At 69.9% G+C, this 18,582-nt stretch carries 17 protein-coding genes; 11 read left to right on the top strand and 6 right to left on the bottom strand.

What is annotated here, in order from left to right; genetic code table 11:
• Positions 1–37: 37 nt before the first annotated feature.
• Entirely contained in the window at positions 38–1,318 is a 1,281-nt protein-coding gene (locus tag HUA74_RS10480; protein WP_174454453.1) for a hypothetical protein, read from the top strand.
• Between the two features lie 185 nt (positions 1,319–1,503).
• Complete coding sequence (locus tag HUA74_RS10475; RefSeq protein WP_174454452.1) at positions 1,504–2,955, top strand: hypothetical protein; 1,452 nt, start codon at positions 1,504–1,506, stop codon at positions 2,953–2,955.
• 1 nt (position 2,956) lies between these two features.
• Here HUA74_RS10475 and HUA74_RS10470 read toward each other — a convergent pair whose 3' ends face one another.
• Complete coding sequence (locus tag HUA74_RS10470; protein WP_174454451.1) at positions 2,957–3,742, bottom strand: 2-keto-4-pentenoate hydratase; 786 nt, start codon at positions 3,740–3,742, stop codon at positions 2,957–2,959.
• A 234-nt stretch (positions 3,743–3,976) separates the two neighbouring features.
• On the opposite strand from HUA74_RS10470, the gene HUA74_RS10465 reads away from it, so the two are divergent.
• The gene (locus HUA74_RS10465; RefSeq protein WP_174454450.1) at positions 3,977–4,588 is read left to right on the top strand and encodes an outer membrane beta-barrel protein; all 612 of its coding nucleotides are present in this window, start codon (positions 3,977–3,979) and stop codon (positions 4,586–4,588) included.
• Between the two features lie 72 nt (positions 4,589–4,660).
• Here the strand turns inward: HUA74_RS10465 and HUA74_RS10460 are convergent, their stop codons facing one another.
• Positions 4,661–5,443, bottom strand: a complete 783-nt coding sequence (locus HUA74_RS10460; RefSeq protein ID WP_141645124.1) for an SDR family oxidoreductase — start codon at positions 5,441–5,443, stop codon at positions 4,661–4,663.
• A 42-nt stretch (positions 5,444–5,485) separates the two neighbouring features.
• Entirely contained in the window at positions 5,486–7,225 is a 1,740-nt protein-coding gene (locus HUA74_RS10455; RefSeq protein ID WP_174454449.1) for a HAMP domain-containing sensor histidine kinase, read from the bottom strand.
• A 285-nt stretch (positions 7,226–7,510) separates the two neighbouring features.
• On the opposite strand from HUA74_RS10455, the gene HUA74_RS10450 reads away from it, so the two are divergent.
• From HUA74_RS10450 to HUA74_RS10420, 7 genes are read left to right on the top strand one after another with little or no spacing between them, the layout of a single operon-like run.
• Positions 7,511–8,953 carry an aldehyde dehydrogenase gene (locus tag HUA74_RS10450; RefSeq protein ID WP_174454448.1) on the top strand — a complete coding sequence of 481 codons (1,443 nt, stop codon included), beginning with the start codon at positions 7,511–7,513 and terminating at the stop codon, positions 8,951–8,953.
• A gap of 21 nt (positions 8,954–8,974) precedes the next feature.
• Entirely contained in the window at positions 8,975–9,403 is a 429-nt protein-coding gene (locus tag HUA74_RS10445) for a RidA family protein (RefSeq protein WP_141645127.1), read from the top strand.
• On the top strand, positions 9,404–9,928 hold the full coding sequence (nbaC, locus tag HUA74_RS10440; protein WP_174454447.1) for a 3-hydroxyanthranilate 3,4-dioxygenase: 525 nt from the start codon (positions 9,404–9,406) through the stop codon (positions 9,926–9,928).
• Entirely contained in the window at positions 9,925–10,941 is a 1,017-nt protein-coding gene (locus HUA74_RS10435) for an amidohydrolase family protein (protein ID WP_174454446.1), read from the top strand. The genes nbaC and HUA74_RS10435 overlap by 4 nt, the downstream gene beginning before the upstream one ends.
• A complete protein-coding gene (gene kynU / locus HUA74_RS10430) occupies positions 10,938–12,218 on the top strand; it encodes a kynureninase (RefSeq protein ID WP_174454445.1) in 1,281 nt (426 codons plus the stop codon). The genes HUA74_RS10435 and kynU overlap by 4 nt, the downstream gene beginning before the upstream one ends.
• Positions 12,205–13,602, top strand: coding sequence for an NAD(P)/FAD-dependent oxidoreductase (locus tag HUA74_RS10425; RefSeq protein ID WP_217443411.1), 1,398 nt, complete (start codon positions 12,205–12,207; stop codon positions 13,600–13,602). The genes kynU and HUA74_RS10425 overlap by 14 nt, the downstream gene beginning before the upstream one ends.
• Positions 13,580–14,317, top strand: a complete 738-nt coding sequence (locus tag HUA74_RS10420; RefSeq protein ID WP_141645132.1) for an SDR family oxidoreductase — start codon at positions 13,580–13,582, stop codon at positions 14,315–14,317. Before HUA74_RS10425 ends, HUA74_RS10420 begins: the two co-directional genes overlap by 23 nt.
• Before the next feature lie 61 nt (positions 14,318–14,378).
• Here HUA74_RS10420 and HUA74_RS10415 read toward each other — a convergent pair whose 3' ends face one another.
• Positions 14,379–14,870 (bottom strand): SRPBCC family protein, encoded by a 492-nt coding sequence (locus HUA74_RS10415; RefSeq protein ID WP_254625014.1) that lies wholly within the window; start codon positions 14,868–14,870, stop codon positions 14,379–14,381.
• A complete protein-coding gene (locus HUA74_RS10410) occupies positions 14,867–15,208 on the bottom strand; it encodes a helix-turn-helix transcriptional regulator (RefSeq protein ID WP_141645134.1) in 342 nt (113 codons plus the stop codon). The genes HUA74_RS10415 and HUA74_RS10410 overlap by 4 nt, the downstream gene beginning before the upstream one ends.
• Positions 15,209–15,460: 252 nt before the next feature.
• Between HUA74_RS10410 and HUA74_RS10405 the strand changes: the two genes are divergently transcribed.
• Positions 15,461–17,557 carry a thaumatin family protein gene (locus HUA74_RS10405; RefSeq protein WP_174454443.1) on the top strand — a complete coding sequence of 699 codons (2,097 nt, stop codon included), beginning with the start codon at positions 15,461–15,463 and terminating at the stop codon, positions 17,555–17,557.
• Positions 17,558–17,638: 81 nt separating this feature from the next.
• Here HUA74_RS10405 and HUA74_RS10400 read toward each other — a convergent pair whose 3' ends face one another.
• Positions 17,639–18,445, bottom strand: coding sequence for a S9 family peptidase (locus HUA74_RS10400; RefSeq protein WP_141645136.1), 807 nt, complete (start codon positions 18,443–18,445; stop codon positions 17,639–17,641).
• Positions 18,446–18,582: the final 137 nt, after the last annotated feature.

The following is an 18,582-nucleotide window of genomic DNA, read 5'->3' as shown; positions in this document are numbered from 1 at the left end:
GACTTCTCACCGCTCTCTCGTCACAGTCGCTGGAGGCGTGTTCGCCGTCCTCCTCGCCTGCGCGGGGGGCCTGGCGTACGTGAAGTTGCGCACGGGGCCGCTGGAAGCGCGGCTGGTGCGCGAGGTGAACGAGCTGACGCAAGCGCGGTATGCGCGGCCCTCGCATGCGCATCCGCCGAGGCCGGGCACCTTCGCCCGCCACCTGGAGCCGCTGCTGGATGACGTGTTGCACCTGTACCAGGAGCGACAGAAGTCGGGCACGGGGCCGGACTCCACGCTGGGGCAGTCCTGCCGGGACGTGGCGGACGGGAAGCTGCCGACGTCGGCGCTGTCCTCGGCGTGCGCCGAGACGCTGGAGCGGGCGCGGCCCCTGTTGGAGCAGGTGCTGGCGGCGACCCACGCGGAGGTCGGCGGGCTGCCGCGGAGCCTGGGGGTGCTCGCGCCCTTCACCCAGGCGCGCGCGAACGGCAGGTTCGCGTTGATGTACGTGGTGAACCTGGCCGCGCTGGACACGCGGCTGAAGCTCGCCGAGGGGCGGCCCCTGGCGGCGCTGGACACGTGCCTGGACGCGCTGGCGCTGAGCCGGGAGCTGGAGCTGGGCGGGGGGATGGAGGGGCAACTGCTCTCCGCCACGGGCCACGGCGTGCTCTACCGGCCGTGCGCGGACGCGCTGGACGCGGCGCCGACGGAGCGCAAGCGGCTGGCGATTTCGCAGCTGGTGAAGCTGGCCGAGGGCTTCGCGCCCTTCTCCATGACGCTGCGGCACGAGTCGGCGCTGGTGCAGTTGGTCCACTTCCGGGGGCTGCTGTCCGACGAGGCCCTGGCCGCGCTGCCTTCGGGCAGTCAGGACTGCGTGCCGCCGGAGCTGCGGGACGCGGAGGCCTCCGACGACGGCCCCCTGGCGGCGCGACGCGCGTGGTGGACGCTGGTGGAGGGCTTCGACGCGCTGACGACCGCGGCGGACCTGCCCACTCCGGCGCGCCGGCGGGCCTTCGCCCTCATGGAAGCCAGCGAGGAGGAAGAGCAGTTGGGCTCCATCCATGGGCCCCACGTCGCCACCTACGGCGAGTACGCCGAGCGACTGGACCTGCGCAAGCTCCAGCACGACGCGCTCATCACCCTGGCGGAGGTCGACCTGGCGCGCGCCGAGCGGGGCCACTGGCCGGAGTCGCCGCCCCGGCACAAGGACTCCTCCTTCGTGCTCGAGACGCTGGGCCCCACGGAGGCCCGGCTCCAGCCGTGCTCGCGCGCCCATGCGGCCCACGGCCTGCGAGTGACCGCGGACCCGCCGCTCACCACGCGCCAGCCCAAGCCCTGAGCGACGCCAGGACGCCTCCTGGGCCCTCGGGCGGGCAGGCCGGTGTCGGCGGCCTGCTCGGGTGCTCTTCAGGGCCTACCTTCCCGATGGACGCGTCACCGCCCTGGAGGGGGTATGGACCTGCCGCACGCGAGGAGTCCCGGCTGGGATCCGCCGAAGCGCTCCGGGTGTGAAGCGGGGCCGCCATGAGGGCGCGCCGCTTCGTCGCGGACTTCGACTCGTCGGCCGCCATGCTGCGCGCGCTCGCGGGCTTCCTGCACGGCCGCGACTTTCCCGCGCTGGGCACCCACCGCCACACGAGCCCGCTGTTCGAGGCGCTGCTCCCCGTCGTCAACCGCCTCCCGGTGCCGAGGCGCGAGGCCGCCTATGTCCGCAGCGGACTGGCCGAGGCCCTCACGCCGCGCGCGCTGACGCACTTCGATGCGGAGGCCCTGTCGCGCTGGGTGGTGGCCCGCTATCCGCGCCAACGCTATCCGGCCGCCGTGGTGGGCTCCTCCAACGGCGCCCTGGTCCACCTGTGCGCGGCGCTGGGCATTCCGTGGCTGCCCCAGACGCAACTGCTCGCCGTGCGTCACGACGGGCGCGTGCCCGTGGACGAGCCGCTCCAGCACCTGGACTTCGCGCGAGAGCCCGCGCGCCGGTTGCTGGAGTCCCATCCAGACCTCCAGTTGCACCACACGCACGACGCCAACCACGACCGGCTCCTCTTGCGAGGGCTGACGCACTTCCGGGTGAAGCGACGACGCCTGGGCGTCGCCTACGTCCGCTTCCTGGAGGACGTGCTGGAGCCCGGCGCCACCCTCTTCGTGTCCGAGTGCGAGCTGCGCTGGCCGACGCTGCGACAGGGCGAGCGGCACGTCTTCCAGCACGGGGCGCTCGGCGGCGCGAGCCCTGACGAGTACTACCTGGGCGGCCCGCGCGTGGAGGCGTACCTGCGGCGCCAGGGCTCGCCGCGTCCGCGCTGGCCCACGCCGCCTCCGGACAGCGACAGCCCGGAAGCGGAGTGGGGTTACGAGCCCGCGCTGAGCGAGGACCTCCAGCGCCTGGCGCGCAAGCGACGCTGGCGACTGCGGCGCATCGTCTATCCGGAGCCGGAGGCGCTCAGCCCGCTGGTGGCGGACCTGTACCGGCACTGGTACCGCGACAGGCACATGCCGCTGGGGCGGTTGCTGGTGGAGTCGTCGATTCTGATGGAGCCCTGGTGGGCGCTGCGCGGCGGCGCGGTGCCGTTCTGGATGGTGCTCAACACGCGGCCCTCGGCGCGCGCGCTGGAGCACTACCTGGACGCGTCCGAGCCGTGGGAAGCGCTGTACCTCATGCTCTGCTCCCGGGGCGTGGAGTCCATTGGCCTGGCGCCGCTGCAACGCTGGCGGGAGCTGCTCTCCCGGGGTTTGGACCGGGGTGAGTTCCTGGGCGTGGACGAGCAGGAGTATCCGCGCGACTTCGCCGCCGTCGTCCGCTACCACCCCGCGGTGAAGCGGGCGATGGCCGCGCGCTACCCGATGCCGGAGCGGCTGGACTTGAAGCGCCTGGACGCGTTCCTGCGCCAGCACGGGGACCGCTACCCGGTGCGCTGGGAAGAGGCCGACACGAGCCCGCGCCACTCGAGCGCGGGCGTGTCGTCCTGGATGCACTGAGCTACGCGGCCGACACCGCCACGGAGCCCAGGCCCTCCACGATGAGCCGCACCCGGTCTCCGGGCTGGAGCATGTGCGCGACCGTGGCGGCGCCCGCCAGGACGATGCTGCCGGCGGGGAGCACCTGGCCGCGCAGCGCGAGCAGCTCGCACAACTGCACCACCGACAACACCGGGTCCCCGGAGATGGCGTCCGAGCGGGCCGACTGCGCCAGCGCGTCGTTCACCGACATCTTCATCTCCAGCCGCGTCAAATCCAGCGAGCGCGGCGGGTGCTCCTCTTCCCCGAGGACGAACAGCGAGGAGGACGAGTTGTCCGCCACCACGTCCGGCAGGGAGAAGTACTTGAAGTCGCGGTAGCGCGAGTCGAGGATTTCCATCGCGGCGAACACGGACTCGCACGCGTCCAGCGCCTCCTCGCGCGTCACCGTCCCGCGCAGCTCGCGCGCGGTGCGGAAGGCAATCTCCGGCTCGATTTTCGGGTGGATGCCCTGGCCCAGTGCGATGACCCCGCCCGCCGCCACGCGCATCCGGTCCGTGAGGACGCCGTACACGGGCGAGTCCAGGTTCATCTGCCGGCGCTTGGCCTCGGACGTCAGGCCCATCTTCAGGCCGACGACGCGCTCACCGTCGGCGAGGCGCAGTTGGAGGCCCGCCTCCTGGACGGCGTAGGCCTCCGGCAGCGTGAGCTTCGGCAGCTCGTTGGTGAGGGGCGGTACCTCGCGCCGCTCTCGCCGCGCGGCGTCGAGGCGTCGGGCCAGCTCCGAGGGGTCCACGGTCTGCGTCATTGCATCCCTCTCCAGGTCGGTTCAGCGCGGACAGACGCGCCGGGCGGCGCAGCAGAGCACGGCCAGGGGTCCCAGGCGAGGCGGCTGATGCGCAGGTTGTCCCGCGTCGGGGTATTAGCCGCGCGCACCGGAAGCACAGGGCTTCCGGGGACTGGATTCACCGGGCCGACGTGCTGCATAACCCCGGTTCCAGCCCCCCGGCCGGGGCGGGCCTCCGAAGCAAGGACTCCCATCATGCGACTCTTCTGGCTCTTCGCGGCAGTGCTTCTTCCGACCTCGGCGGCGTTCGCGGACGAAACCCCAGGGCGGCACACCCACGACGGCTTCTACCTGCGCGGTCAGCTCGGCATCGCCTACACCCACTCCGAGGCGCAGGAGATTGACCTGGCGCTCAAGGGCGCCGGCGCCACCATCAACCTGGAGCTGGGCTACGCGCTCATCGAGAACTTCATCATCTACGGGAAGCTCTTCGGCACCTCCACGCCGAACCCGGACATCCAGTTTGGCGACACCACCATCGAGGGTGACGACGACGGCGACGTGAGCAGCAACTACGCCGCGCTCGGCGTGGGCGCCACGTACTACTTCATGCCCGTCAACCTCTACATCTCTGGCGCGGTGGTGGCCAACCAGCTGAGCATCACCCAGGACGGCGAGCGCGAGGCGGAGACGGACTCCGGCGTCGGCCTGCACTTTGGCCTGGGCAAGGAGTGGTGGGTGAGCAACAACTGGGCGGTGGGCATCGGCGGCGAGGTGGCGCTGGGCCGCATCCGCAGCGACAACGACGATGGGGACGACTGGAACGTCACCCACTTCTCGCTGCTCTTCACCGCCACCTTCAACTGACCGTGGGACGGGTGGCCGTGACGCTTCCGTTTCTTCCGAAGTGTCACGGCCCCTCCATCGGCGTGAGCGTGCTCAGGCCTGCTGGTTGAGCCCCGCGGCGATGGCGCGCGCGGCGGAGCGCGGGCTGAAGCGCACCATGAAGGCGGCCAGCCCGTTGAGCGCGCCGTGGATGGCCAGCACCCGCCCGCGCAGCATCGCCTTGTAGGCGTGCTCCACCACGTCCTCGGGCTTCGCCACACCGGAGCGCTGGAACAGGCGGCTCTTGTCATTGCCCGCCTTCTGCGCGAACTCCGTGTGTGTCGCGCCGGGGCAGGAGCACGTCACCGTCACGCCGGTGCCCTTCAGCTCGTACGCCAGCGCCTCCGACAGCGACACGACGAACGCCTTCGTCGCGTAGTACGTGGACATGTAGGGCCCGGCCTGGAAGGCGGCGGTGGAGGCCACGTTGAGGATGCGCCCGTGGCCGCGCTCACGCATGGGCCGGGCGAACAGGTGCGTGAGCTTCAGCAGCGCGGTGCAGTTCACCTGCACCATCTCCGCCTCGCGTTTCACGTCCTGGTCCAGGAAGGGGCCCGAGGAGCCGAAGCCCGCGTTGTTGACGAGGAACTCCACCTCCAGCCCGCGCTCGGCCACCTGCGCGAAGAGCTGCTCGGGCGCGTCCGGCTGGGACAGGTCCGTGGGCAGCACGTGGGCCTTCACCCCGTGCTCCTTCTCCAGCGTCGCGGCGAGCGCTTCCAGCCGCGCCGCTCCGCGCGCGACGAGGATGACGTCGTGCCCGTCCCGGGCGAAGCGCCGCGCGAAATCCACTCCGAGGCCAGCCGAAGCTCCGGTGATGAGGGCCACCTTGCGTGACATGTTGTTTCCTCCCAGCGCCTTTATAGCCGAGCGCGGGAGGACTCACGCGGTGCTCTCGTGCCGGGGGAGGCTGACCTCGAAGCGGCTGCCCATGTCCGGCTCGCTGCGCACGCCGATTTCGCCGCCGTGGGCCTCGACAATCTGCCGGGTGATGTAGAGCCCCAGGCCCAGTCCCCCGTAGTGGCGCTCGCTGACGGCGCGGCCGAAGCGCTCGAAGATGTGCGACTGGTACTCCCGCGCGATGCCGATGCCCGAGTCCTCCACGCGCAGGAGCACCCGGTCCGCCTCGCCCCGGAGCGCGATGTGCACGGGCTGGCCCGCGCCGTACTTCAGCGCGTTGGCGAGCAGGTTCGTGAGCACCTGCTCCAGGCGGACGCGGTCCCAGTGCCCGCGCAGGTCGCCCTGGAGGGACAGCGACACGGGGCTTCCGGCCTGACTGGCGGGGACCGCAAGCCGGTCTTTCACCTCGCGCGCCACGGCCTCCAGATTCACGTCCTCGCGATGCAGCGTCAGCCGACCGCTGGACAGGCGCGACACGTCGAGCAGCCCGTGGACGAGCCCCGACAGCTTGTCCACCTGGCGCTGCACGACGTCGAGCTGCGAGACGACCAGCGGCGTGGGAAGGAAGGGCCGGTCCTTGCGCGTCTGCCGCCGCAGCCACTGCAGGCGCAGTTGGAGCGGGGTGAGGGGTGTCTTCAGCTCGTGACTGGCCACGGCGAGGAACTCGTCGCGCAGGCGCACGGAGCGGCGCGCCTCGCGGTACAGCCGGGCGTTGTCCACGAGGAGCGCGGCGCGGCGGGCCAGGTCCTGCGCCGTCTCCAAGTCCGTCTGGTTGTAGTGGCGCGAGGGGCGCACCGCGAGGAAGGTGAGCGCGCCCAGTGAGCGGCCTCGCGCGAGCAGCGGCACGGCGAGGATTTCGTGGAAGCCCACCTCGCGCATCGTCTCGAAGTGGGCCTCGCTCACGGAGACGCCGCGCAGCCACGCGTCGTCGATGTTGTCCACGAGCAGGGACTCGGCCTGACGGGCCACGCGGGTGGTGGGGTGCGCGCTGCCCTCGGGCCCGGGAGGAAAGTCCCGCACGCGCCGGGCGAGCGCGTCCTGGCCGGGGTCGGCATGCGCCACCGACGTGCGCTGCACGGTGCCCGACTCGTCCACGATGTCGACGAAGCACCAGTCCGCGAGGATGGGCACGCAGAGCCGGGCCAGCGTGTCGAGCGTGGCCTTCGGGTCCAGCGAGGACGTGGACAGGAGGCGACTGGCGTCGGCGAGGAAGGCCGCGCGCTGCTCGGCGGCCTCCGCTTCCGAGCGTGCCTGCTGCTCCTCACGCAACAGGCGCGCGGACTCCAGCGCCAGTCCCGCCAGCCGGGCGAGTCGGTGCAGGGCCAGCTCGTCCTCGCGGCTGAAGTCGCCCACCTCCCGGTCGAAGAGGTAGAGCACGCCGGCGTCCGAGGGCAGCGAGGCGGAGATTCGGCCGCGGGGCTCCGCTCGCGCGCTGCGACGCTCCCTCGCCGTGCGACCCGGCTCGTCGCCGGAGGGCACCGCGTAGCCACCCCAGACCTCGTAGGCCCGTGAGAGCGACGTGACGCTCGCCCCCCGCGTCTTCCCGGCGGCGGGCGTCATCACCACGGTCGCCTGGTGGGCGCGCGTCAGACGGCGGGCGATCTCCACGAGCACGGCGAGCGCCTCTTCGACGGTCGCGGCCGACAGGAGCTGCCTCGAGTCCGCATCCTCCGCCGCGCGAGCCTCTTCCAGCGACATGGGCGCGACAGGTTCCATCGGCATGTTCGACTCCCCTTGGGTTCAACCCCGTCCGGCCCCTCACCCCCTCCGGCCACCCGTGGGCCTTCACTGCTCCCCTGCCCTCCGGACAGCCTGGGCCGTCATGCGTTTGACGCGAGCGGACGACATGGTGGGGTGCGCCTGCCGTGATGCTGGTGACGGCTCCGTCGGTTGCGTACATTGCGCGCCGTTCGACCGGGGTTCCCGCGGTCCCCCTCCCTCTCGGCAACCGAGGAGGCGGGCGCCCGTGAGCGACTCGTGGTGCGGGCACGCACGGAGGGTCCAGCCATGGAGAAGGTGCTCAACTACATCGGTGGGGAGCTGCTGCCCGCCCGCGGTGGCCAGTGGCTGGACAAGCCAGAGCCCGCGACGGGGAAGACGTACGCCCAGGTGCCCGACTCGGACGCGACGGATATCCAGCACGCGGTGGAGGCCGCCACGCGCGCCTTCCCGGCCTGGTCCGCCACGCCCGCCGCCGAGCGCTCCCGCCTGATTCGCCGCCTGGCCGACGCCATCCGGGGCCGCCTGGACGACTTCGCCCGCGCGGAGTCCATCGACTCCGGCAAGCCGCTGTCCGTCGCGTCGAGCGTGGACATCCCGCGCAGCATCCTCAACTTCGAGTTCTTCGCGGACGCGGTGACGCAGTTCTCCAGTGAGGCGCACGCCACCGACGGCGTGGCGCTCAACTACACGCTGCGCTCGCCCCTGGGCGTGGTGGGCTGCATCTCGCCGTGGAACCTGCCGCTGTACCTGCTGACGTGGAAGCTCGCGCCCGCGCTGGCCATCGGCAACTGCGTGGTGGCCAAGCCCTCCGAAGTCACGCCGATGACGGCGTATCTCCTGTCCCAGGTCTGCCGCGAGGTCGGCCTGCCGCCGGGCGTGCTCAACGTCGTCCACGGCCTGGGCCCCAAGGTGGGCGCCGCCATGAGCCAGCATCCGGACATCGCCGCCATCTCCTTCACGGGCAGCACCCGCGTGGGCTCGGAGATTGCGCGCGTGGCCGCGCCCCACTTCAAGAAGCTGTCGCTGGAGATGGGCGGGAAGAACCCCAACGTCATCTTCGAGGACTGCGACTTCGAGGAGGCGCTGGCGACGACGGTGCGCTCGTCGTTCTCCAACCAGGGGCAAATCTGTCTGTGCGGCCCGCGCATCTTCGTGCAGCGCCCCCTCTACGAGCGCTTCAGGGACGCGCTGGTGGCGCGCACGCGGGCGCTCAAGGTCGGCGACCCGCTGGAGGCCGGCACCGAGCAGGGCGCGCTGGTGTCACAGCAGCACTTCGACAAGGTGATGGGCTACATCGACCTGGCGAAGCAGGAGGGCGGGCGCATCCTCGCGGGAGGCCGGCGCGCGAGCCTGTCCGGCCGCTGCCGCGAGGGCTGGTTCGTGGAGCCCACGCTCATCGAGGGCCTGGACGCGGCGTGCCGCACCAACCAGGAAGAAATCTTCGGACCTGTGGCCAGCATCATCCCCTTCGACCAGGAGGACGAGGTGCTCGCGTGGGCCAACTCCACGAAGTACGGCCTGGCGGCCAGCGTGTGGACGAAGGACGTGACGCGGGCGCACCGCTTCGCGTCCCGGCTGCACAGCGGCATCGTCTGGGTGAACTGCTGGATGCTGCGAGACCTGCGCACGCCGTTCGGCGGAGTGAAGGATTCGGGCGTGGGACGCGAGGGCGGGTGGGAAGCGCTGCGCTTCTTCACCGAGCCGAAGAACGTGTGCATCAAGCTGTGACGCGCTGGACGGAGACACGACGTGAGCACCAGTGAGCGAGTCGATTCCCAGAAGGCCCCGGAGCCCGTGGGCCTGTACCCCCACGCGCGCCGCGTGGGCAATTTGTTGTTCCTGTCGGGCGTGGGCCCGCGTGAGCGCGGGGTGAAGAAGATTCCCGGCGTGGAACTGGACGCCGAGGGCAACATCACCTCGTACGACATCGAGGCGCAGTGTCACTCGGTGTTCCGCAACGTCCGCTACATCCTGGAGGCCGCGGGCTCGTCCTGGGAAAAGCTGGTGGACGTCACGGTGTACCTGACGGACATGAAGAAGGACTTCCCCACGTACAACCGGCTGTGGGCGGAGTACTTCAAGGACAACCCGCCGTGCAGGACGACGCTCGAAATCAATCGGCTGCCCACGCCCATTGCCATCGAGCTCAAGTGCATCGCCACCATCGGAGACGACTGAATGGGCCGCCTGACCCCCATCAACTTCAAGAAGTGGATTGATGAGCACCGCCACCTGCTCAAGCCGCCCGTCGGCAACCAGCAGGTGTGGGCGGACCGCGAGTTCATGGTCACCGTGGTCGGCGGCCCCAACTCGCGCACGGACTTCCACATCAACGAGGGCGAGGAGTTCTTCTACCAGTTGGAGGGCACCATCAACCTGTGCGTGCTCGACGACGGCAAGCCCGTGGACATCCCCATCTCCGAAGGGGACATCTTCCTGTTGCCGCCCAAGGTGCCGCACTCGCCGCAGCGTCCCGCCGGCACGGTGGGCCTGGTGCTGGAGCGCCGCCGCCTTCCCGGAGAGCTGGATGGCTTCATGTGGCTGTGCCCCACGTGCGGCGAGAAGCTCTACGAGGAGTTCGTGCACGTCACCAATCTGGTGACGCAGCTGCCGCCCATCTTCGAGCACTTCTACGGCAACCCGGACAACTGCACGTGCAAGAAGTGCGGGACGAAGGTCACCAAGGAAGGGCCGAAGCGTTGAAGGTCGACATCCACACGCACCTGTTGCCGGAGAAGCTGCCGCGCTTCGCGGAGCGCTATGGCTATGGCGGCTTCATCACGCTGGACCACCACCAGCCGTGCCGAGCGCGGATGCTGCGCGACGACGGGAAGTTCTTCCGCGAGGTGGAGAGCAACTGTTGGGACCCGGCGAAGCGCATCGAGGAGTGCGACGCGGCGGGTGTGCACGTCCAGGTGATTTCCACCGTGCCGGTGATGTTCAGCTACTGGACGAAGCCGGAGCACGGGCTGGATTTGTCGCGCTTCCTGAACGACCACGTCGCCTCCGTCGTGCGTGAGCACCCCAAGCGTTTCGTGGGCCTGGGCACGGTGCCGCTGCAGTCGCCGGAGCTGGCGATTCGCGAGTTGGAGCGGTGCGTGAAGGAGCTGGGCCTGGCGGGCGTGCAGATTGGCAGCCACGTCAACGACTGGAACCTGTCCGACGAGAAGCTGTTCCCGTTCTTCGAGGCCGCGAGCGAGCTGGGCGCGTCCATCTTCGTCCACCCGTGGGACATGATGGGCGAGGCGAAGATGCAGAAGTACTGGCTGCCGTGGCTGGTGGGCATGCCCGCGGAGGTGTCGCTGGCCATGTGCTCGCTCATCTTCGGCGGCGTGCTGGAGCGGCTGCCCAGGCTGCGCTTCGCCTTCGCGCACGGTGGCGGCTCGTTCCCCGGGACGCTGGGGCGAATCGAGCACGGCTTCGAGGCGCGTCCGGACCTGGTGGCCGTGGACAACAAGGTGCCGCCGCGCGACTACCTGGGCCGCTTCTGGGTGGACTCGCTGGTGCACGACGCGGAGACGCTGCGCTTCATCGTCAAGCTGTTCGGCGCGGACAAGGTGGCGCTGGGCAGTGACTATCCCTTCCCCCTGGGCGAGCTGCGCCCGGGCACTCTCATCGAATCGATGAGCGAGCTGGCGCCCGACGCGCGCGAGCAACTGCTCTGGAAGAACGCCCTGGCGTGGCTGGGGCGCTCTCGCGAGGACTTCGCACCATGACGACGACGCTTCCCTACGAGGACTCCGAGGACTTCGCGCGCCGCGCCGACGCGGAGGACCCGCTGCGCACCTTCCGCGACGCGTTCCTCTTCCCTCCCGCCCCGGACGGCAAGCCGGTGGTGTACCTGGCGGGCAACTCGCTGGGGCTCCAGCCGCGCAACGCCGCGCGCTACGTGCAGGAGGAGCTGGAGGATTGGGCGAAGCTGGGCGTGGAGGGGCACCACCAGGGGCGACACCCGTGGCTGCACTACCACGAGCTCGTCACCGAGCAGGCCGCGCGGCTGGTGGGCGCGAAGCCGCAAGAAGTGGTGGTGATGAACACCCTCACGGTGAACCTGCACCTCATGATGGTGTCGTTCTACCGGCCCACGCGCGAGCGGTTCAAAATCCTCGTCGAGGGCGGCGCGTTTCCGTCGGACCAGTACGCGGTGGCGTCCCAGGCGCGCTTCCACGGGTATGACCCGCGCGAAGCGGTGCTGGAGCTGAAGCCGCGCCCTGGTGAGGAGACGCTGCGCACCGAGGACATCCTCGCCACGTTGGACCAGCACGGGCATGAGGTGGCGCTCGTGTTGCTCGGCAGCGTGAACTACCTCACGGGCCAGGCGTTCGACATTGCGGCGATTACGCGCACGGCGCACTCGAAGGGGTGTCTCGTCGGCTTCGACCTGGCGCACGGCGCGGGGAACTTGAAGCTGTCGCTGCACGACGACGGGCCGGACTTCGCGGTGTGGTGCTCGTACAAGTACCTCAACGGGGGCCCGGGGAGCCTGGGCGGCGTGTTCGTCCACGAGCGTCACTCGCGCTCGCGGGACATCCCCCGCTTCGAGGGCTGGTGGGGGCACGACAAGACGACGCGCTTCCAGATGGGGCCCGACTTCGACCCGATTCCAGGCGCGGAGGGGTGGCAGTTGTCCAACCCGCCCATCCTCCAGCTCGCGGCGCTGCGCGCGTCGTTCGAGCTGTTCGACAAGGCGGGCATGGAGGCGCTGCGCGCGAAGAGCGAGCGGCTCACGGGGTATCTGGAGTTCCTGTTGGACAAGTTGCCGCCGGCCTTCGTGCGCATCACCACGCCGAGGGACCCGAAGCAGCGCGGCGCTCAGCTCTCACTGCGCTTCAAGGGCGAGGCGCAGGGGATGCTCAAGCGACTGTCGGATGCGGGCATCGTCTGCGACTTCCGCAAGCCGGACATCATCCGCGCGGCGCCCGCGCCGCTGTACTGCAACTTCACCGATGTCTACCGCTTCGTGAAGACGCTGGAGGGCCATGCCCGTGGGTGAGCGGAACGAAGCCGTCACCGTGGTGGGCGCGGGCCTCGTGGGTTCGCTGCTCTCCGTGTTCCTGGCGCGCCGGGGCTACTCCGTGGAGGTGCTGGAGCGCCGTCCGGACATGCGCCGCGAGGTCATCGACGCGGGCCGCTCCATCAACCTCGCCATCTCCACGCGCGGCCTGTACGCGCTGAGGCAGGTGGGGCTGGAGGAAGAGGCGCTGAAGCACGCCATCCCGATGCGCGGGCGGATGATTCACCCGCCGAAGGGGGCGCTGGCGTACCAGCCCTATGGCAAGGACGACTCGCAGCACATCAACTCGCTGTCGCGGGCGTGGCTGAACAAGTTCCTGATGTCGGCGGCCGAGGCCACCGGCAAGGTGCGCATCCGCTTCAATCAGCGGGTGACGCAGGCGGACCTCGCGACGGGTTCGCTCACGGTGCTGGACGAGGCCTCGGGGCAGGAGCGCCAGGAAGCGGGCCGAGTGTTGTTCGGCACGGACGGCTCCGGCTCGGCGGTGCGGCAGGCGATGGAGCAGGTGCCGGGCTTCGCGGCGACGCAGGAGCAACTGGGGCACGGATACAAGGAGCTGACAATTCCGGCGGGCCCGGGCGGCGCGTTCCAGATGGAGAAGCACGCGCTGCACATCTGGCCGCGTGGCACGTACATGCTGATCGGGCTGCCCAATGAAGATGGCAGCTTCACGTGCACGCTGTTCCTGCCGTGGAAGGGGCCGGTGAGCTTCGAGTCGCTGGACTCGCCCGCGAAGCTGGAGGCGTTCTTCGAGGAGCAGTTCCCCGACGCGAAGGCGCTCATCCCGGATTTGACGGAGGCCTTCTTCGCGCGGCCCACGGGAGGCATGGTGACGGTGAAGTGCGCACCCTGGCGCGTGGGTGACAAGGCCCTGGTGCTGGGCGACGCGGCGCACGCCATCGTCCCCTTCTTCGGCCAGGGGATGAACTGCGGCTTCGAGGACTGCACGGTGCTGGATGGGCTGTTGGAGCAGCACGGCACGTGGGCGGACGTCTTCGGGACGTTGGAGCGGCTGCGCAAGACGAACGCGGATGCCATCGCGGACATGGCGGTGGAGAACTTCGTGGAGATGCGCGACAGCACCGGCAGCCCGCGCTTCCTGTTGGAGAAGGCCGTGGAGAAGGCGCTGCTCAATGCCTTTCCGGGCGAGTTCGTCAGTCGCTACTCGATGGTGAGCTTCAGCCGCGTGCCGTACCGGCTGGCCTATGAAGTGGGGGCGATTGCCGGCGGCATCGTCTCCGAGTTGTCCGAGGGGCTGACGCGCGCCGAGGACGTGGACCTGGGGCGGGCGAAGCAGCTCATCCAGCAGCGGCTGGTGCCATTCATGAAGGAGCACGCGGATGGATTTCGGACTCAAGGGTAGGCGCGCGCTCGTCATGGGCGCATCGGCGGGGCTGGGCTACGCGACGGCACAGGCGCTGGTGAAGGAAGGCGCCACGGTGGCCATCTGCTCGCGCGGTGGCGACAAGTTGGAGCGCGCGGCGAAGGAGTTGGGCGCGGCGCTCGCGGTGCCGTGTGACTTGAACCAGCCGGGCGCGGCGAAGCGACTGGTGGACGAGGTTGTCGCGAAGCTGGGTGGCGTGGACGTGCTCGTGGTGAACACGGGCGGGCCTCCGGCGGGCGGCTTCGAGTCGCTGACAGCGGAGCAGTGGCAGCTCGGCTTCCAGAGCCTGTGGATGGCGGCGGTGGATGGAATCCAGGCGTCGTTGCCGGGAATGAAGGAGCGCAAGTGGGGCCGCATCGTCCTGGTGACGTCGCTGGCCGCGCGCGAGGCGATGCCCAACCTCACCATCTCCAACGGCCTGCGCGCCGGGTTGCTCGGGCTGGTGAAGACGGTGAGCAACGAAGTGGCGCAGCACGGCGTCACGTTGAACGCGGTGCTGCCGGGCTTCCACGCCACCGAGCGGATGACGCAGCTGGGCCTCACGGACGAGAAGGTGGCGCCGCAGATTCCCGCGCGGCGACTGGGTCGTCCCGAGGAGCTGGCCTCGCTGGTGGCGTTCCTCTCCTCCGAGCAGGCCTCGTACATCACCGGCCAGTCCATCGTCGTCGACGGCGGCGCGCAGCGCGGGTTCTGAAGCGACGAAGGCTCCGAGGGAGATGAGCGGGCAGGGCTCATCCCCTCGGAAGTCACGGCGCCTACGCCTCCCGAGCCAACAGCGCGTCCAGCGCGCGGTAGCTCTCGTTGAGGCCCCCTTCCATGCCGGAAGACGCCATGCCGTCGCGCTCCTCCGTCGTGTAGAAGAGCGACGTCGCCACCAGCTTCGTGCGGCCGTTACCCACGTCCTCGAGCGTCGTCGTGATCAGGATGACGTAGCCCGGCATGCCATCCCACTCGAAGGTCTGCACCATCCGCTCGGGCGGCGTGACTTCGCGGAACCGGCCCTCGAAGCCGTGAGCGTCGCCCTCGGCGTGCTCGACGAAGCGCCAGTGTCCTCCGCGCTCGACCTCCAGCCGTTCGACGACGAGCTTGTTGCCACGGCCCCACCACTGGGCCACCTGCTTCGGGTCCGTCATCGCCCTCCAGACGCGCTCGCGCGGGGCATCGAAGATGCGCTCGGTGCGAATCTCCCGGTCGGACGGCTGCGTGACGACGGCATCCCTGGACATCTGCTGCGAAGACTTGCTCATGACTCCTCCTCATCTTTCGTTCGCGCGAGGAACTCACCCAGCCTGTCGAGCCGAGCGTCCAGCATCCGCCGATAGCCGGCGATCCACGCCGCCTCGTCCTCCAGGCGACGCGGTCCCAATTTGCAGGTCCTCACCCGCCCCACCTTCTCGGTGGAGACCAGCCCCGCCTCTTCCAGCACGTGCACGTGCTTCTTCATGCCCGTCAGGGTCATGTCGAAGGACCCGGCCAGCTCGCTGATGGACGCCTCGCCACGTCCCAGCCGCTCCAGCACGCCCCGACGCGTGGCATCCGCCAGCGCTCCGAAGGCCAAATCGAGCTGCGAATTAAACTGAACCATATGGTTCAGTGATAATCAAGGTCGCTGTCGCGCGCAAGTCCCTCGCGACAGAACGCGCTCACGACGGGGCCGCGACGACGGGCCCGCGTGCTCGTGCGCCGAGGGACTTCGCGAGCGCTCCGCACGAAGCTCGGGAGCACACCCGTGGCGGGTACGCCTTGGAGCACGCGCGCATCCGACGCGCCGAATCCTTGGTGCGCCTTTTCACCCGCAGTACGGTCCCTGGGCGAACCTGCCTCGGAGTCCCCCTTCATGGTTTCGCGTCGATTGGTTGCACCCGTGGTGTCGCTCGGCTTGTCCACGCTCGTGTTGGTGCTCACGGTGGGCAATGGCTGCAGGACGACGGGCACCGGACTTCGCACCAACGCGGACTCCTCGCCGCCCGTGACATGCCCTCCGGGCTTCCGTCCCTTCACGCTGACGAACCAGGCGAGCCAGACGGTGTGGATTGGACAGACGGCGGGCGCCGCGCCTCCGCCCTTCGCCTGCACCACCGACACGGACTGTGGTCCGAATCAGCAGTGCAACAACCCGGGCTGTACCAGCAGCGCCGACTGCAACGCCGGCAACATGTGTGACACGAACACGGGCCAGTGCATGGTGGCGACTGGCAGCGCGTGCAACGGTGGCGCGCCCATCGTCACCGTCAATCTTCCCTCCATGCAGTGCACGGGTGCGAAACAGGTGGCGGCCTGCGCGGGCTGCGGTTCCGAGGGCTGTGACTCCACCACGGGCCTGTGCAACTGCGCGACGGGTGGCCAGGGCGTGTGCCCCACCGGGACGACGTGCGCCAACACCGTACAGGAGTGCAGCCTCGCCAACGGCGGCACCTGCTACTTCCAGCAGGTGGTCCCCGGTGAGAACCAGGCCTGCGGCTCGGGCAACACCACGTGTCCGACGGGACAGACGTGCGACGTGGAGCTGGGCCTGTGCCAGTACTCGCGCACGGATGGCGGCGTGCCCCTGGATGCGCTGGAGCTGACGCCCCAGGAGACGGCCACGCTGTGCATGCCGTCCTCGCTTCCGCCCGCCTACGCCAACCTCCAACCCCAGTTGACGGCCTGCACCCAGGACTCGCAATGCCAGAGCAACCGCTGCCTGGTGGCCAGCGGCCCCGACATCACCAACCCGCCCACGGACTGTCCCCAGGACGCGGGCTCCACCGCGTGCCTGTGTCGCCCCGTCGTTGGCTGGAGCGGCGGCATCTTCGGGCGCACGGGATGTCAGGCGGACGGAACGAAGTGCCAGAGCGCGGACTGCGGCAACGGGCCCGGAATGCCGTGTCCGCTCGGCAAGGGCGGCACCAATCCCTTCGCCGCGGCGGAGTTCACCCTCCAACCCAATGCGTCCGACTTCTACGACGTCACCGTCATCAACGGCGCGAACGTCAGCATCCAGATGGGCCCCACGAATGACGGCGGCTTCGCGCCAGCGTCCCAGCCGTCGCCCTACAACTGTGGCACCGCGGGCTCGCGCGTCGCCCAGAGCGTTCCCGACGCGGGGACACTGGAGGCGTGCTCGTGGCAATTCACTCCGGACACGACGGCCGGGCTCTCGGCCGACTACTCCACCCTGCTGCGCGCCATCACCCTGGCGACGTGCGGCCAGAACAGCGACTGCGGAGCGGGCACCACCTGCATCAGCGGCGTGTGCCAGCCCACGCTGACGAAGTGCTCCCTCACCGAGCCGTACTGCGCGGGCAACGCGGTGTGCAGCAACCCCAACAACCCCGCCGCCGGCTATTGCAGCACCTGCGCGTCGAACAGCGACTGCGCGGGCCTGGATGACGGGGGCACGCCGACGTGCGGTACGGCCTTCCTTCCGGGCGTCAACACCATGACGCCGCTCATCCAGACATGTGGCCAGTCCATCGGCTGGTGGTCCTACGAGGACCTGTGCGCGGCGATGCCTCCGTTCAGCTACGGCCCGCTCAACTGCGCGCAGCCGATGAGCGCGGGCACGGTGACGGACACGCTGAACAACCTCTTCCAGTGCGCGGGGAACTTCGGCCAGTCCTGCTACAACTCGAGTGCGGGCAACACCCCCTCCTGCTGCGGCTGCCCGACGTTCCCCGGCAACCCCGCGGGCGGCTTCTGGCCCACCACGTTGGAGGCCGGCAACAACCCGGCCCAGCAGGCCCAGGGACAGTGCATCAACAACAACACCACGTGGGCGCAGAACGTCCAGCCGTGGCTCGCGTTCCTCAAGAAGGCGTGCCCCACCGCGTACACGTATGCGTATGACGACGCGACCAGCACCTTCACGTGCATGACCACGGGCACCGGAGGCCCGGACGGTGGGACGCCCAACTCGGTGGGCTACGGCCTCGTGTTCGGTGACGTGAACTAGCGACGGGGCCTGGCGCGCCGCTCATGCCGACAAGGCGATGAGGGCGCACTCGATTCCAGATGGGCCTGGGGACGACGGCGCTCAGAGCAGCGAGCGCACGGCGTCCACCACCTGGGGCCACTCGCGTGAGCGTGGGTCGACGACCTCGAAGTGGCCCGCGCCGGGCAGCACGACACAGCGCACGTCGTCGCCATGCGCGCGGCCCCGGGCACAGTAGTCCGCGCTCATCGCCACGGGGACGGTGTCGTCCTCGGAGCCGTGGAGGATGACCTGGGGAACACCCAGGGGCTGGAGCGCGGCGGGCGAGGCGCGCTGGTAGCGCAGGGGCACTTCCAAGGGGGAGCCGCCAAGGAGGAGTTCCGCGGCGCGGTCGCTCAGCCCCAGCTCGTAGGTGCGCGTCAAATCGGCCAGGCCCGCGAGGGAGACGATTCCGCGAGGGCGCAGCGGGTCCTCGCGGCGCAGCGCGCTTCCCACGGGCATCCGGTGACGCGCCCCGAGCCACAGCGCGAGGTGGCCGCCCGCGGAGTGTCCCAGGAAGACGACGCGGGAGAGGTCCAGGGGATGCGCTTGCGCGAGGGTGCGCAGGAAGTCCGCGCCGAGCGCGACGTCTTCCAACGTGCCGGGATAGCCACCGCCCTCGTGGCCGATGCGTCGGAACTCCAGGCTCCATGTGGCGAAGCCGCTCGCGGTGAGCGCGGCGCACAGGTGGCCCAGGTGAGCGAGGTCATACTTCGCGCGCCAGAAGCCCCCGTGGAGGGCCACGACGACGGGATGAGGCCCCGGACCCGACGGAAGCCGCAACTCCCCGAAGTGGTGCGGCCCCGGGCCATAGCTGATGCGTGCATCCGGCGCGGGAGGCGCCTCCTCGAGAATCCACAGCGAGCTCATGCCCGCATTTTCAAGAGGCGCCAGGGCCCTCACAAGCCGTGCCCGTCCATGGCCCTTCAGGGCAGGCAAGCTCCCAGGGCGTCCAAGTGTCCTTCGGACGTCACTCCCACCCTCCCGGAGGCCCTCCCAAGTGTTGC

This window comes from Myxococcus sp. CA051A, from assembly GCF_013336705.1.
Taxonomy (GTDB): Bacteria; Myxococcota; Myxococcia; order Myxococcales; family Myxococcaceae; genus Myxococcus; species Myxococcus llanfairpwllgwyngyllgogerychwyrndrobwllllantysiliogogogochensis.
Note: the sequence above shows the minus strand (reverse complement) of the source record. Positions and strands in the feature narration are given on the sequence as shown.